The 1,430-nt window shown below is 50.8% G+C and carries 1 protein-coding gene; it reads right to left on the bottom strand.

The window, feature by feature from the left end; translation table 11 throughout:
* Positions 1-371: 371 nt before the first annotated feature.
* Complete coding sequence (locus HMPREF3277_RS07210; protein WP_070870544.1) at positions 372-1,316, bottom strand: hypothetical protein; 945 nt, start codon at positions 1,314-1,316, stop codon at positions 372-374.
* Positions 1,317-1,430 lie beyond the last annotated feature (114 nt).

Genomic DNA, 1,430 nt, shown 5'->3' with positions numbered 1-1,430 from the left:
GGAGGGGATGTCCAACTTTTGGGGTGCAGTTCACACCTCGAACAGGGTTTTCAGACGACCTTTTGTTGTTATTCCCATCATGACGGACGGATTATATAGTGGATTAACTTTAAACCAGGACGGCGTTACCTCGCTTAGCTCAAAGAAAACGATTCTCTAAGGTGCTGAAGCACCAAGTGAATCGGTGCCGTACTATCTGTATGTCTGCGGCTTCGTCGCCTTGTCCTGATTTAGTTAATCCACTATGCAAGCAGCAGCGTACCTCAAAACCGAAAGAGATTGGATTCCCAATCAGGCAAAACACCGTACCAACTGCTTTCGCATGATGCCTGCCGCCAATACGCCATCCTGTATGGCAACCGGCAACGCTACTATTCCAAACTGCCGTACTCCTGTTTTTCCGCATCCCAGCGGTAGATTTTCCGTTCGCCGTTTTTCATGCCCTTCGCTTGCCAAATGATGTCGTAAAATCCATGATGCTGCTGCGGCGACATTTTCAGGATGTATGTGTCGGTATATACATCATGTCGGCGTGTGCCGTCCTTATTCCAGCTGCCGGCAATGTTTTCAAGCGTAAAGGTATTAACGTTCAAAACGGGTTTCAGACGACCTTCAATAATGGCAAACAGCACCATAAACTCTTCCAAGCTGCCGCCTCCTGCATAACCGACCGTGTTCTGCAAGCGCAGGCCGAAGGCATCGGTTTTATCGTTCAGGCGATAAGCGGCAAAATCGAGACGGGCGGGCAGCCCGATTTGCAAACCGCCATCGGGGATTTGTACGACAAACTGCCGCTTCCTTTCCATAGCGGGTTTGGGGGACGGATAAAATTCGTCTTTTTCTTCATAATCATAACGTTCGGTATAAGGCGTGGCGGCAAGGGCGAATTTACCATCGGTATCCTTTGTCAGCACGGCAAGGGTCATTTGAGCGACGGGGTTGCCCGAGTCGGCTCCGCATTGCGCGTAGTGATTCGGGTTTTCGCGGTAAACATCGCCAAGCGGATGTTTGTTCAGGCACACCAGCGCGACTTGGAGACCGTTTTTCCAAGGCCGCAGCGACATCATATTCAGTTTTTCCACGTCTGCGTCAGGTGCAACCAAACTCAGGATTTCGCGTACGCGCGCATCTTGGTGCGACAGGCTGCCGAAGCCGTCGGCAAGTGGCTTGCCGTCCGTTTGTTTTGTATGCTGCTGCGTGATTTCCGTATTTTTGACCTGTGTCCGCCCTTTGCCGGATGAGTGTGAGGTTTCCGCCGTGGAAGGCGGGGTGGCGGCGAAGAACGCCAAGGAGAGAAATAATCCGGTTTTATTCATGTTTTGTATCCTGCTTGTTCGAAGAAATGTAGTGGGTCGTCTGAAAACGACAGGCTGGAAATGAAGTCGGGATTCTAGCAGTATAGTGGCTTAACTTTAAACCAGTACGGCGTT

It is taken from the genome of Neisseria sp. HMSC70E02 (assembly GCF_001838645.1).
Taxonomy (GTDB): Bacteria; Pseudomonadota; Gammaproteobacteria; order Burkholderiales; family Neisseriaceae; genus Neisseria; species Neisseria macacae.
Note: the sequence above shows the minus strand (reverse complement) of the source record. Positions and strands in the feature narration are given on the sequence as shown.